This window comes from Butyrivibrio sp. ob235, assembly GCF_900109475.1.
GTDB lineage: Bacteria > Bacillota > Clostridia > Lachnospirales > Lachnospiraceae > Butyrivibrio.
In genome coordinates, this window is sequence record NZ_FOBE01000018.1 from 22,257 (window position 1) to 37,492 (window position 15,236).

The following is a 15,236-nucleotide window of genomic DNA, read 5'->3' on the forward strand; positions in this document are numbered from 1 at the left end:
TTTACTTTACATTTATAAGGATGGTTGTCGAAACGCCGTTATAGGCTTTTACCGTTATTATTGCTTTTCCTTTTTTCCTGGCCGTAACAAGCCCTGTCGATGAAACCTTTGCTATCTTCTTGTTGCTGCTCTTATATTTGTATTTCTCGCAGTGAGACCCTTTATTTACTTTGGGATTAAGCTGATATGTCTTGCCCTTTTTAAGAGTTTTCTTCTTGGCAAGCTTAACCTTACTCGGAGCTTTCTTTATGTTTGCAGTAAGCACTACATTAACTACTCCGCCGCCTCTGTCCCATGACGCAGTGACTGTCGCCTTTCCTTTCTTGATTCCCTTGATCTTACCGGACTGCGTTACCTTAGCCACAGACTTTTTACTGGACTTATAGGTTCCGGCAATCTGATTGCTGCAGTCATTGGTGAATAATGAAAACGCTCCGGTCCTTACGCTTTTTGATTCACCTGCTCCCATTACATAAGCGTTCGTCTCACAGGTTCCGTTACAGATAGATTCATCATCTACATATATTCCGAAAGGACAATCCATAGTGAGCTTGTTTCCTGACATATTCTGTACATTTCCGCCATTTTTAACAGCTATGCTCGCATATTTTTCACTGCCAAAATGATTTGAACTCAGCATGGATGCTTCTCCGCCACCCTGAACCTGAATTCCGTACCAGTTGTCGGTAAGCGTGTTATCGTTGATATTAACACCTTTCGCATAGAGGGTGTAGATATCAGCAAAAATATCATCCTGTTTAAAGTAGTTCCAGTCCTTATATCCTGAAATAGTATTACCTGTGACTGTAAATCCGCTTACGGGATAAAGACCTGCCGGATAATTCTCGCCCGCAGTAGCACTGTAATAACCGGAAAGGAGGATTCCTGCCCAAATGCCACTGTTTCTGTCAGCTCCGCCAATGGAAATCTGATTGCCGGAAATAGTCGTGTTTGAATTATATGAAAGACTACCCGGATTATCATCTTCATCGGTTGGATAATTCGTGTACCAGGAGTAGGTGGTTGTATCGATTCCTCTGCCCACATTAGTGATTACGTTATTGGCGATATTGGAATCCTTCCACATCGTACACATTATTGCGGTATTTATTATGTTATCAAAAGTGCAATTATTTACATTGATATTTGTGTAGTAAAAAGGTCCTGCAATCGCACCGTGGCTTCCAAAGCCTCTGTACAGGTTTGAAAAGATGCAACCGGAAACCTCTACATTTGTGCAAGGATAGTCATCGTTGGCAGGATCAACATCATAGGTCATCATTCCTTCTGTCTGTACATCGATCTGGAAAGCCTCAAGCTCATTATCCCCATGCAAAGTATCTTTAAAAGTACAGTTTTTAACCTTTACATCCTTACAGGCCGCTATTTCCAGCATGTGGGGAGATGCTCCGCCCTGGAATGTCACTCCACTGATCTCGAGTCCTGTTATATGTGCGAGTTTTACCATTGAATGCTCAACACATGCACTATTTGCTACAAGAGTTCCACCGTTTATGGCGATATTGCAATAATCGTCATACTTTCCTTTTATTTCAGCATTTTCTAACTTGCGCGTTGTGAACATCAACCCGTCACGCTGGTTAATGATGGTTACCCCATTTAAAATAAGGGTTGTATTATTTCCAAGCCTCAAAGATGCCTTATCATCACTGTATTGATAATAGGTCCCTGCCGGAACTATGATCTTATAGAACTTTGTCCTGTCTGTTTTGGTAACTGCCCAGGCTTTTCCCAACGCATCCTGCACAACGCGGTAAAAATCAGATTCCAGATCTGCCTTCATAGACGTAAGATCAATAGTTGAAACATCACCATCAACAGTTGTTACCGGATCAAACTCATATTTCTGTAAGACATTCACCAGTGCAAATACAGAGAATGAATCCGTATCAAAATCCAATGTAATATTCTGATAGTATTCCTTGTCTTTAGAGGCTCCCAGGACAACCGTCTGAGGAAGTACGTTGTCTTTCAAAGTCTGGGTATCGGGATCAATCATATCCTCGGAAACATAGGTCTCAACATCTGTATCTGAAGGAATCTCAACGCCTGAGTTTTCCTTAGTCTCTTCGTTATCAAGCTGCTTAGACTCTTCATCGTGAATATGGATCATCTTCAGGTCGGCACAGCCTTCATACTCTTCCTGCCTGATCATCGCTCCTTCCGAGAGCTTCAAAGAGATATGTACACTACCTTCTTCAGGTTGTATCTCTGTCCCGTCTTTGTCAAACAGCCTTATATCGAAAACATCTGCGATTATTGCTTCTCCGGTGGCCGCTCTGTCTATCTCGTTAACGATATTCTCATCTGCCTGAACAAGCTTAACCTCAGCCTTTGTTCCATCCGGAACCACGTTTTCCTCAGCACTGAATACAAACCGGTATCCATCTGCCTCGGTCTCATAGTGAAAAGCTCCGCTAACCAAGGGCTCCTTATCTTCGGAAGTCTCATCAGCCGCAGCAGCATCTCCATCGGAAACAGCGGGATTTACCTCGTTTTCCGCCAAGGGATCCTGCTCCTCTGTTGCCTGATCTTCTGCTGATTCATTGCTTGATTCTTCGGCATTGCTGCCTTCTTCCATCTTTTCGGCATTCTCGCCGTTTAAATCGCTATTTTCAGCTTCAGCTGTATCTCCGGCATTCCCGCTCTCTTCGCCGCTCTCACGACCATTTGTCTCCTCATCCGGACTCTGACCGTTTTCAGCATTTCCTCCGCTTGTCTCTCCTTCACCGTTTTCCGAAAGAGTTTCTGCCTCCTGTGTTTGCAGGCTCTCATTCTCTATCGCCAGTGTCCCTTCCGACACTGCCAGGGCATGCTCCCCTGTAAAACTAACCGTCACTGCAACCATGCTCACTATCGCAAGCATTTTTATAACTTTACTTCTTTTCATTACCCGTCCTCACTAAAAAAATAATCACTTTTTCTATTTTAGCCGATAAGCCACGAACATGCAAAATAACACATTTAGAAAAATAAAATAAATCTTAAATGCTTAAACAAAATTTCATAAATAGTTAATTTCAATCCAGCCCATTCATGCATTAGAATAATATTATTGATACTTCTCTACAAAAAAATCATCTTCTACGAGAGGAGGAATATAATGAAGAAAATAAGTGCAATAATACTACCAATGATGCTGGCAGCATTTATGCTGATTGGCTCGCCGGCCATAATTTCCAAGGCGGATGGAACAAGTTATCCCGTAACCGACGGAGAAGAACTCAGATTGTTGTCCTATAATATCGCCCAGGGTGTTTCAGCTCCCGGTACAATTACGCTCCAAAACGATATTACCGTTACAAAAAACATATGGCTTGCAAGTGATGTGACCCTTGATTTAAATGGTCATACTCTTACCGGCAATACCAACGGTTCTATCCTATTTACAGATGCAACCTATGGTGAAAATAAAGGTGGTTTTGAAAAGTATAAAAACATCACTATCAAAAATGGTAACATTAAGAAAGCTGACTCTGTAGCAACCGGAATGGTAATCATCGGTCATGCAACAAACGTTGTGGTTGATCATGTCAACTTCAGCGGCGCTGTAGATTGCCACATGCTTGAGCTTGGTGCTTGCAAGAAGGCTACAATTACAAATTGCACCTTCAAGGATGGCAAGTATTCAACAGCAGAAGATAAGGGCGCCTATGAGGCTCTTTCACTCGATATAGCAAGCGAAGGAAACTTCTCGGTTAAGCCTTTTGATGATACTGCGTGCGAGGATGTTGCTGTTTCAGCTTGTATTTTTGAGGGCGTACCGCGTGCATTCGGAGCACACAGAATACAGGCAGGTCACTTCTTCAACAACATTTCCGTAAAAGGCTGCACCTTTAAAAATATTCTCGGTACTGCTATTGAAACAATAGGATGGACCAACTCTATAGTTGATGGCAACACTCTCGACGGCGTTGGTTTTGGTGTTGACTGCAGACCTTCCGACAAGCAGGTTGGCGGCAATCCCGGCTCCTATGATGCAAATATAACCATTTCAAACAATACAATTACACTTAAGACTTCAAAGGGGAAGACACCTTGCGGTATTCGTATATCAGGCATTCTTAATTCCAAGACTTTACTTGGTGGTTATAAAGTTACAGACAATAAGGTACTTGGCCCTCATGCATACGCAGTTTATGCAGGATATGTTAAGAACAGTACCATATCCGGAACAACCACTGAAGGCGCATCCATCAATGGTATAAGAGTTGAATATTGCGACGGCGTTACAGTTTCCGGCAATACTATCTCAAAAACCAAGGGAACAAAGTCCCCTCACGGCATCGCTCTTATCAGTAACAATAATGACCTGGTAAAAGAAAATACCATAACAAATCCCGGTGCAGTTGGAATCTTTATACAGGGCTCCCAAAATGGTCAGATTATCGGCAATACGATTAAAAAGGCCAAGACCTATGGAATAACCGTATGTAAAAATGCCGTAGTATCTCTGATTGCTGAAAATACTATCGTTAAGCCTAAGAAAAACGGTATCGATGTACAGGGGAAGAAGAGTCAGATTCTTACAACCCGCGGCAACAAGATTACCAAACCCGGCAACAGACCTTATGGCGGTAACGGAAAATATCTTGCAGCAGATGAAGGTATTTTAACTCTGAAAAAAGGTAAGAGCTCCACTATCTCAACCTATGGTCAGAAGGGTAAGACAAAATACAGTACAGAGGATAAATCCATCGCTACTGTAGACAGCAAAGGAAAGATTGTTACCAAGGGTAAAGGTACAACTACTGTAACAGCAAAGAAGGGCAAATATTCCGCTCAGGTTACGATTACAGTAAAGTAAGACTATCATAATTATGACAAAATAATAAATCCCCGATAGAATTTCATCTAAATGATTTTCTATCGGGGATTTTGCTTTATTCTTTTATTTTCTCACCGTGGAGTCTGCCGTTTATATATCGTATCGGGAAGGTCGCTTTCATGCCTACCTTATATGCGAAGGAATACTTCATCCTCTCATATTTTTTCATAAGTCTCTGATACTTGTCTTTGTGCGTTAAAATTGTGTTATCGTACGCTCCGATCTTGTACTGGAGATAATCAAAGAGATATCCTTCGTAGCCCTCCTGCCTTATGGATCTGTATTTTTCTTCCTTATCAGGCTCATATATATATCCGGGCTCAAGTTCATCCACTCCAAGGTTCTGAAGGGCCTTATCCCGCATATAATCGAATATAGCCTTATAATTATCTATCTTATTGAATTCACACTGCTTCCTGAGGCTGTAAAGGTATCCTGTAAGTGCCTTATTCACAAAACCTCGCTTAACCTTTTCATAAATACCCTGTTCCACAAGATAATCCTTTGCCTTTTCATAAGCATTGAATATATAAAGCGGTGAAACCTCAGTAGCCCTTGTGGTGCTTGATGCTTCGTTAATTCTGTAATGGATAAACTTCTCGTTTACGATTGTTATGCTCTTAGCAGCATATAGTGAAACCAGTGAAAAATATGCATCATTGACCTTAGGCTGGCTCTGACATCTGATGTTGTTCTCCATGAGGAAATCTCTTCTGTAAAGCTTATTCCAAAGTGGAAGTGCCGTCACCAGAATAAAATGATCCGGGTCACTTTCGTAGTTAAAAGGAACTTCAGCAGGAATCCACTCTTCATTGAGTTTCCTTGTGGTTTCCATTATTCTCTTGGTAGCACCGTCATAGTTATTACCGTTGCAGAGACAGATATCTGCCTGATCCATCTCTGACTGCCTGTACATCCTCTCAATTGCATCAAGCTCGAAGAAATCATCTGCATCCCAGAAGATAATATATTTACCCTTTGCAGCTTCAAGTCCTCTGTTTCTCGCATCTCCCGCATTTGAATGCTTCTGCTCAATGAGGCTGATCCTCTTGTCCTTCTCCATGTACTTTCGGATTTTACTTACAGTATCATCCGTTGATTCATCATCAACAATGATAATCTCAGTATTTCTAAAGGTCTGCTTTGTCACTGATTTAAGGCACTCGTCAAGGAATTCGGATGCGTTGTATGAAGGAATGACGATCGATACTTCCGGGTCTAATCCGGCTTTCTTATATTTCTGTATGTCATTTCCGAAGAAATCCATTATCACTCGTCTTGTGGCATTACCATCACAGGATGACATGAACTTCTTTCTGAACTCACGGACCGCATTTTTGTCGAATCTCTCATCGATATGCTTAATGTAATCGATCATCTCATCGTTGGTAGAAACAACTGGACCCGGTGTCAGCTCATCATAATCATAGTAGAAGCCTCTCCAGTCAAAATACTCATCCAAATCAAATGCAAAGAATATCATAGGTCTCTCAAAGATCGAGTATTCGAATATAAGCGATGAGTAGTCCGAAATGCAGATATCCGATACGCAGATCAAATCCTCTATCGAAAGAGAATCTGTCACATCAAATGCAAAGTCGGCATACTCAGCCGGAATCTCCGGTCTGTCATGTGTGATGGGATGATGTTTAAAAAGAAGCACATACTCATCATGAAAATTCTCATAAAACTTCCCGATATCAAGCTCCGAAGGAGAAAACGCCCATTTTGTCCTTCCTCTGAAAGTAGGTGCGTATAAGAGAATCTTTTTACCTTTACTTGCGGGAACTACTTTTAATACATTTTCCTTAGCCTGATCCATGAATTTTTCATCATAGAATACATCCGTGCGGCTAAGTCCCAGAGGTTTGATACATTCGGGCTTATCTTCCTTGCCCATTGCCTCGACATATGCCCATACTATCTCAGGGCTGCTTACTGTTACCAGATCATAGTCCGGATGTCCGGGATATCTGTCTGCTGTCTTACCGGAATCACCAAAGATCTTGTCCCTGGTGCTTCTGCCGAACTTCTTGAAAGCTCCGCAGCCATGCCAGGTATTCATGATATGCTGGCCTTCCCTCTTCTCAAGTCCTCCGGCGATGTCCGAACCCTCATTTAAGATAATATACTTGGAAGTTGCAGCATCTTTAAGAAAAGCAAATATTCTCTTGTATTTGTCCTTACCTCTTGCAAAACCCTGTCTAATGTAGTGGACATTGACATTAAGGTCATAATTCTCGGTAAGCTCTTTATGAAGAAGCTGAAAATTGTTTGAAAGCTCAGGAAGTCTGAGTTCCATAAAGGTTACTTTATTATCTTCAATGGGTGCCTTGGAGCACTTCCTGGAATAAATCTTGAAAATAATCTTTCTTGTTACAAATCTGAATATGCTTCCATAAAGTTTTTTAAAAAATTTCATCACATGTATTCCTTAAGATATTTTTTGTTTATTACTTCAGGGCAGTTCTTCTGAAGAATATTTATGGCTGCATAAACTGCAGATGTCTTCTCGCCTTCTTCAAGTATTGCTTCAAGTCTTGCAGCTTCTTTGTTATTCTCAGCCTCAAGCCTTGCCTGAACCTTTATCTGATGTTCGGCCGCCATCCTGTGAATGTCGCTCTCATCCCGGGGCAAAACCTTACTCTCAAGGAATTCCTCATAGGCATCAAGATATAGGTCTTTCTCATTGGTAAATGCAATTTGATTACCATGATCAAGCCACAATATTTTATTGCAAAGCTCTCGAACCTGACCTACCGAATGAGAGACAAGAATGCCGGTAACATCAGACTCAAGTATCTCCATCATCTTTTCCTTACTCTTTTTTCTGAAAGCTCCGTCGCCTACACTAAGTACCTCATCCAGAATAATAATCTCCGGCTGGCACATACTGGCGATTGCAAAAGCCAGTCTGCTCTTCATTCCGCTTGAAAGTTGCTTAAAGGTATAATCTTCAAACTTCTCAAGCTCAGCAAACTTAATGATATCATCGTACTTCTCATCTATGTAATCCTTGGTATAACCAAGCATCGCACCTCTAAGGTATGTGTTTTCTTTAATTGTCATCTCAGGATCAAAACCGCTGGCCAGCTCAAGGAAAGCTGCAATCCTTCCCTTAGTCTTTACCTTTCCTTCGGCAGGCTGCATAATTCCGGTGATCGCCTTAAGAATTGTACTCTTACCCGCGCCGTTAGTCCCGATGATTCCGAGCATATCTCCTTTTTCGAGTGAAAAGGTCACATTCTTGTCGGCATAAAACTCTTTTACTTTAAAATTGCCCTTGAGTCTTCTTACGACATACTCTTTAAGTCCTATTGACTTAAAATCGCCGGTCTTATAGATGACGCTGACATTTTTACATTCTATTACTGACATATTCTACTTCTCCAAAAACTTACAGATAGTATATAAACTCATTGTTATACTTCTTATATACCCATGAACCAAGTGCCAGATAAAACAGCGCATAGAACAGACACAATAAGTGAAACTCAAGAGAAGGCACTGTCATATCTATAACAATGGTTCTGAAATACTTGATCATTACATACACCGGATTGAGCAAAAACATCTTCTGAATATGCGGGCTAAATCTGTCAACAGGATAAAATATCGCAGACAGATATGTCAGAAGTGTAAGGAATACATCATATAAGTATCTGATATCCCTAAAGAACACGTAAAGTGCCGACAGGATCATTCCTATTCCGATGTTCATCACAGTCAGGCATATGATCGGATAGATCAGAAGAATCATCCTCGGCGTAAATGTAATTCTGTCCAAAATACAGAATAGGAAATAAACCACCAACGTCAGCGCAAAATTCACAAGCGCGGAAATATTTTTTGATAGCAGGAATAAATACTTAGGAAGATTTATCTTTTCAATAATCTTGGAATTCTTCATAAGAGAGTCCATACCGTTTTTGGTAGCTTCCTTATAGAATGCCATGACCAGGTTACCACTGAAAAGATATGTAGTATAATGCGGCATATCCCTGCTGAAAAATTTGGTAAATACAATCTTCATTACAAGAAGTGTAAGAAGAGGCGACAGTACGCTCCACGCCATTCCTAGAGATGTTCTCTTATATTTCTGGGAAAAGTCTCTCTTCACCAGTTCGCTGAACAGGAACTTATACTGTCTAATATTTCTTATACATTTTTTTGTTAACTTACTAATCATTTGTTTCGCCTTTTGTACTTTTCTATATCATTCCCGAAAAACTCATGGACAATTCTCTCTGTCGCATGTCCGTCACATGAACACATGAATTTCTCCCTAAACCCCCGAATCTTTTCTTTATACTTAGATTTTTCAAAATCTGTCATAAGATCTGTGATTGCATCCGCAAGCTCCTCATTTGTCCTGCAGACAGGTCCGGGAGTCAGCTCATCATAGTCGTAGTAAAAGCCTCTGTTGTCAAAATAATCATCAAGGTCAAATGCAAAAAAGGCCATTGGTCTTTCAAAGATTGAATACTCATATATCAGCGACGAGTAATCTGAGATGCAGATATCTGCAACGCAGATAACCTCCTCTGTCGTAAGAAGCTTACTTACATCGAAAGCAAAATCTTTGTACTCATCTGGAATCATCAGCTTGTTATGAACAATCGGATGATTTTTTATAAGAAGAACATACTCATTGGCAAATCTCTCATACATCATACCGATATCAAGTTCTTCAGGGGTACGCGCTGTTTTTGTCTCCCCTCTGAAGGTTGGAGCATATAACATAACCTTTTTCCCGGCTGATTTAGGGACTTCTTTCTTAAGCTTGTCATAGGCTTTGTCTATAAACTCTTTTCGATAAAAAGCATCTGTCCTGCTGACACCTGTAGGCTTTATGCAGTCCTTCCTGCTCTCCTTGCCCATAGCTTCAATGTAAGCCCATGTTACCTCCGGGCTACTCACAGTCACTATATCATAGTCAGGATGCCCCGGATAAAGACGGGCTTCTATTCCCGAATCCCCGAAACCTTTATCTTTCGTACTTAGTCCGAATTTCTTAAAGGCTCCGCACCCATGCCAGGTACACAGCATATGCGCACCCTTACGTTTTCTCATTCCGCCGTATATATCGGATGCCTCATTATATATTATATACTTCGCCGTAGCAGCGTCCTTAAGGAAAGCAAAAATACTCTTATATTTACTAAGGTTACTGTCAAACCCATGCTTTATAAAATGTGTCCTAAGCTCCAGATTATATCCTCTAGTCAGATAATCGTAAATTTCAGTAAAACTGTTTGAAAGCTCCGGAAGCCTTAGTTCCACAAAAACAACCTTATTTTCCTTAAGCGGTTTTAATGTGTTCAGATTATAGTAGAGCGGAAAAACAATTTTCCTGGTGCAGAATCTGAACAGCTTATGACAAACTAACTTAATCGCCGGCATATTTGTAATCTCCAAAACTCCTATCTGCTGACAATATATTCTCCAACCCTGTTCGCAGAAGCGGTATCAACCACTTCGCCCTTTTCATAATCATACACCACTATATTAATACCATCCCTGTTAAGAGAATAGTTTGTCCCGTTTAATACAATCTTACTGTCATCACCAGAATTAAGACCATAGCTACTGATCTCATATTCAGTACCGTCAGCGAGCTTACCGGTAACTCCTTCGATGCCTTCGCCTGCTGCATCATCCTGTATCTGTTCAAAGACAACTCTGCCCTTATCAATAACTGCTGCATATCCCATCTGTTCTGCTGATGCAAATTTGTCGGTCTCCGCAAGTCCAAGGGCCTTCAGACTTTCTTTCGTAGGTTCATCATATAGCTCCAGTCCCGTTGCCCTTACAGACAGGAATATCGCAATATTCTCCTTGGTCTTCAAATAGTCAAAATACTCTGCAATATCATAATGTTCCAGATATTCAAGACTGGTTATGCTCTCTCCGACTCTGACTTTACCATTATCTCCGAAAGAATTGACCTGAAGCTGAATTCTGTCACTTGTAAAGGCTGACAGGTCGAGTTCTGCAGAGTACGATACGTCTTCCGTATCCAGGATCAGCTGAGTGAACCTTAGAGAGCTCTGGTCAGCGGGATCAAAATACTTAATTGTAGAATTATCCTTTCTATCCCATTTTCTCACACCCTTAATCTGTGTAATCCTGATGGTCATTTTCTTACTCTCGGGATCGTAGCTTGTCATCCTTAGATCCATATCAGGATCAACCATCTGAGTATTATATCCGTCAGTACTGATAACTCTGTTTTTGCTGTTATCAAAGATAAAATAATTAAATCCGTCAAGTCGTCTGGTATAATCAACTCCATCCAATATTATATGGCTTATACGTCCAGAATAATAACCACCACTGTTTATCTTATAAGCAGTTCCATCAGATAAAGTTCCCTTATATGTAAGATATCCGCGGCTCAGCTTTTCTGTAACGGTTCCTTTGTCAATTATTCCATAATAACTCTGCTTATTAAGCTCATTAAAATCAGTTTCAAAGCCAATCTCATTCATCGCATCCATTATGTACTGCTTAAGCTTACTGGACGCAGCGGACTGACCTGCACACAGAATAGTCATATCTCTTCCGGCATCCTGATATTCCTTAATCTTATGCAGGAAGCTGAGATATGTTCTGGACAGGAGATAGATATCTGTTTCTACATCTATAACAGTGTATTCTCCACCCTCAGTTCCATGAACAATAACTTTCAGATGGCCGTAATTATCATCAAGTAACGCCTTGTCTATATTCGTGGAATATGTGGTAAATCCATCGAAATCCATGATGTATTTCTTGCTTTCGGATTCCTTATCGGAAAACAGCTCAACCTCAACGGATTCAATACCCTCTCCAACTCCCAGGATATCTCTTACCTTTACATTATACTCATTATCATTATCAGTCTTAGTAACATCTATCGACGCATCCCGAATACGCTCGAAGGGCACGAAATTAGAATCACCTGTATCCATCAGCTTGTCAAGGAAAACGGATTTCTCCTGCAAATACAGATTAAAGGAATTCTTACCAAACTCTTCAAGCAAAGTATCCTCTGATGAAAACAGATTCGTACCAAGTCCCAGTCTGTTTCCGGGTATTGTGGCTCCCATAGCCGCCAATGTAGTAGGAAACATGTCAAAAGTTGAATACTCTCTCCTTTTGTCTGTTTCCGGTGTAACAGCCGAATTTATATAGGTTGTATATACTTTTCTCTGATATGAAACGTCCACATCATCGCAGTAATTAAGATCCATTGTAGGATGATCACCAACGATAACTATCGTAGTATCTTTATAAAAATCCTGCTGCTTAGCCCATTCCACAAATTCAGCTATTCTCTTGCTGGAGCAGGCAAACACGTTGGAATACTGATCATCAAACTTATTCTCACAATCCTGACATACATATCCGTCCTCAAAATGAGTATCAACAGTAAGTAGTGTCAGGTTGAAGGGATCCTCTCCCTTTGACAAATCACCGAGCTCCTCCTTGGCATACTCGAAGAGCTTGGCATCCTCATAACCCCAGAATACATAGTAATCTTTCGGGAATTTGCCCTTTTCCTGCATATAATAATAGTCTTTACTCTCAAAGCTTCCGTGATCATTGAAAAATGTATCTCTTCCGCCAAATACAACAGGTGACCCCAACATAAATACCTGCTTGTATCCGTTGTTCTCCAAAACATCTCCCAGCGTTACGATTTCGGGGAAAAAGCTCTCCATCGTAACCATTCCGTTTCTGCTAAGAGAAGTCTTAAGGGGAAGTCCGGCTGACTGTGCAAAAATAGCTGCCATGGTCCAGGTGGTATCGTAAAGTGCCACTCCACCGTTAAGGGTAGGATCTTTACCTGAAAAGTCCTCATTTTCCTCTGCAAGGGCTGTCAGCTCCGGAATCACATTCTGATCAAAGGCTCCGCCGTTTTCCTTATCTGCAAAAGTCACCTCACCTGACTCCATGTAAATATATATGAGGTTCCTCTTTTTCTCAGGGAGCTCTATATCCACATCCTCGGGATTAACATAGTGTTCCTCAATAAATGTGCCGGGAAACAGCTGTCCCTTAATATAGGCAACTATTCCGAGATTTCTGCAGGTAATCACAAACATAAAAATAAACAGTCCTACACAGAGCACTGCTGAAACCGGCATAATATATTTCTTTTTATCACTGTTTTTTAATATAACAAATCTAAATAGCAGTACTATCGCCACAACTACGATTGTGGGAACCACACTAAACAGAATGTACTGAAACACCATACCGTTTCCGGTACCTTCAAGTGATGCGGTAAGCTGGAAGAGTACCTCTTCAAAGGTCAGCTCTCCCCATGTGGTGAGCATCCACCTAAGACTAAATCCCAGTAACGTAGCAAAAAAAATCAATATCCACAAAATGCCTTTAACAACTATTCTTAATCGGCTATTCTCTTTTTTCATTATAAAATCCTCAAAAAATCCTCATTTTACAGCTTAGTTATTTTATCAATATTTGAATTACAAAACAAGTCAGCCAAAAAATAATGCAAAGTGAGCATTTCTACACTATAATATTCTCACGTGATAAAAGCGGGGAATGTATCTATTAGGTGACTATTGTATGAAAAAAGTTAAATCGACCATAAGAAAAGCATATCATTTTGCGCTCGGCATTTATGCCGGGCATCTTAGATATAATCAGGAAAGGTCTTTGCAAAAACAGCTGACAGGCTCTTCAAATAATTTTTCTTTAGCCAATAAAACCATAGCGCTTGTAATGTTACCTGGTTCTGATACCTCGAAGGCTTCTTTGGACAGAATATCATCCGCCTTGTCAGGTAAAAGCAACTGTATTTTCATTAATTTGCCACACAAGGATGTCACATTTAAGGAAATTAACATAGCTATCCTGAATTCCGAGGCAGATTACGTTTTCCTTCTTAATAATGTTTATAAAGTTTCTGCCTATTTTGATGTAGTTTTAGTTTCCGAATTAGAGAAAAACCCTCAAACGGGTATCGTGGGAATTCCATCCTACTACTCTCCCATTTCGGGCAGAAGCCGTGCAAATCTCATCAAGCAGGAGGGGCTCTATACCGAAAAGCGATCAGGAAAGAAATACTCTTTGCCTCATTATAGTATAAAAGCCCGGAATTCATTTAAGCCCAACTGGTTGTCGGAGGAAGCCTCATCCTCTGAAGTCATTCCTTCAACTGACTTTGTGGCAATGTCTATTAAAACCTTTAAAGAAATCGGTGGTTTCTCAGATTTCTACAATACAAATTACATGACTTTTCCTTTGGCAGACCTGTGTCTTAATTCAAATGCCATAGGTCATGATAATAAGCTCTTAAGAGAGGCTATTTGCGCCGCAAACTTTGTGAACGACATCAGCACAGATGACAAGCGTCAAAACAGAGAAGTTTTCAGAGGACGCTGGTTTAAATATCTCTCAAGCGGAGCAGACATAAAAGCAAGTAAATCGCCACTGGATCCATTAAGCATCGATATTTGCGGTCCCATGCCTGACAATGACAGTGCAAAAAGCTGGGGTGATTATCATTATGCCCTCGCACTAAAGAAAGCCTTTGAAAAAATGGGCTACAAGGCCAATATTGTATCAAGGGAACACTGGTATGATAAATCGGATTCCAGGTTTGTCCTTGTACTCAGAGGTCTTCGTCCCTACTTCAAAAGTCCCGTGAACTACGATCAGGTACTTATGTACTGGACCATATCACATCCTGCTGAAATCACACCCGGCGAGCTGAAGCAGGCAGATTATGTATTCTATCCTTCAAAGCTTATGCAGGATCACTTTGAGAGTTCCGTGAGCGTGCCTTCCAGCATACTTCCGCAATGTACTGATCCTGATATCATGAACGCTGAAGGAACATGCTCTATGACTCCTGAATTGCTCTTCATAGGCAACAGCCGACATGTTTTTCGCAGGATTTTAAAGGATCTGCTTCCCACAGAACATGAGCTTCAGGTATACGGCCGTGAATGGGATGAGTATCCTATTGTAAAAGAGCATCTGGTTGCAGAATATTATGATAATTCCAAGATAGCCGACGCATATCACAATGCTGCCATTCTTCTTAATGACCACTGGGATGATATGCTTGAATTCGGAATAATATCAAACAGAATCTTCGACGCCCTTTCATCAGGTGCATTTGTAATAAGTGATGACGTTGCCGGAATCCATGAATTACTTGGTGACAGCGTAGTGACTTACAAAGATCCTGATGATTTGAAAAATAAGATAGACTATTATCTTGAACATAAAGATGAACGCGATGAGATAGCTTCAAAAGGCCATGATATCGTTGTAAACAACCACACCTTCGATAACAGAGCAGCTGATATAATAGAAAAGATGGGTCAGTTTTGACCCATCTTTTTATTCTCATTTTTCTTATTAT

General features: G+C 40.7%; 8 protein-coding genes. 2 read left to right on the top strand and 6 right to left on the bottom strand.

All coding sequences use genetic code 11. The annotated features are described in order from the left end of the window. Position 1: 1 nt before the first annotated feature. Positions 2-2,911, bottom strand: a complete 2,910-nt coding sequence (locus tag BMW61_RS12870; RefSeq protein ID WP_091822601.1) for an Ig-like domain-containing protein — start codon at positions 2,909-2,911, stop codon at positions 2-4. Positions 2,912-3,124: 213 nt separating this feature from the next. On the opposite strand from BMW61_RS12870, the gene BMW61_RS12875 reads away from it, so the two are divergent. Continuing rightward, positions 3,125-4,828, top strand: a complete 1,704-nt coding sequence (locus BMW61_RS12875) for a right-handed parallel beta-helix repeat-containing protein (protein ID WP_091822604.1) — start codon at positions 3,125-3,127, stop codon at positions 4,826-4,828. Positions 4,829-4,904: 76 nt separating this feature from the next. On the opposite strand, the gene BMW61_RS12880 is transcribed toward BMW61_RS12875, so the two are convergent. The 5 genes from BMW61_RS12880 to BMW61_RS12900 are packed head-to-tail and all read right to left on the bottom strand — an operon-like array spanning position 4,905 to position 13,269. Then, positions 4,905-7,271: a CDP-glycerol glycerophosphotransferase family protein gene (locus BMW61_RS12880; RefSeq protein WP_091822607.1), complete on the bottom strand. Its 2,367-nt coding sequence runs from the start codon at positions 7,269-7,271 to the stop codon at positions 4,905-4,907. Continuing rightward, entirely contained in the window at positions 7,271-8,227 is a 957-nt protein-coding gene (locus BMW61_RS12885) for an ABC transporter ATP-binding protein (RefSeq protein WP_091822610.1), read from the bottom strand. The genes BMW61_RS12880 and BMW61_RS12885 overlap by 1 nt, the downstream gene beginning before the upstream one ends. Positions 8,228-8,246: 19 nt before the next feature. Then, positions 8,247-9,038 (bottom strand): ABC transporter permease, encoded by a 792-nt coding sequence (locus tag BMW61_RS12890; protein WP_091822613.1) that lies wholly within the window; start codon positions 9,036-9,038, stop codon positions 8,247-8,249. After that, positions 9,035-10,252 (bottom strand): CDP-glycerol glycerophosphotransferase family protein, encoded by a 1,218-nt coding sequence (locus BMW61_RS12895; RefSeq protein ID WP_091822616.1) that lies wholly within the window; start codon positions 10,250-10,252, stop codon positions 9,035-9,037. Before BMW61_RS12895 ends, BMW61_RS12890 begins: the two co-directional genes overlap by 4 nt. Positions 10,253-10,272: 20 nt before the next feature. After that, positions 10,273-13,269 (bottom strand): sulfatase-like hydrolase/transferase, encoded by a 2,997-nt coding sequence (locus tag BMW61_RS12900; RefSeq protein WP_091822619.1) that lies wholly within the window; start codon positions 13,267-13,269, stop codon positions 10,273-10,275. Between the two features lie 160 nt (positions 13,270-13,429). On the opposite strand from BMW61_RS12900, the gene BMW61_RS12905 reads away from it, so the two are divergent. Then, complete coding sequence (locus BMW61_RS12905) at positions 13,430-15,205, top strand: glycosyltransferase family protein (RefSeq protein ID WP_175475195.1); 1,776 nt, start codon at positions 13,430-13,432, stop codon at positions 15,203-15,205. The last annotated feature ends 31 nt before the right edge of the window (positions 15,206-15,236 follow it).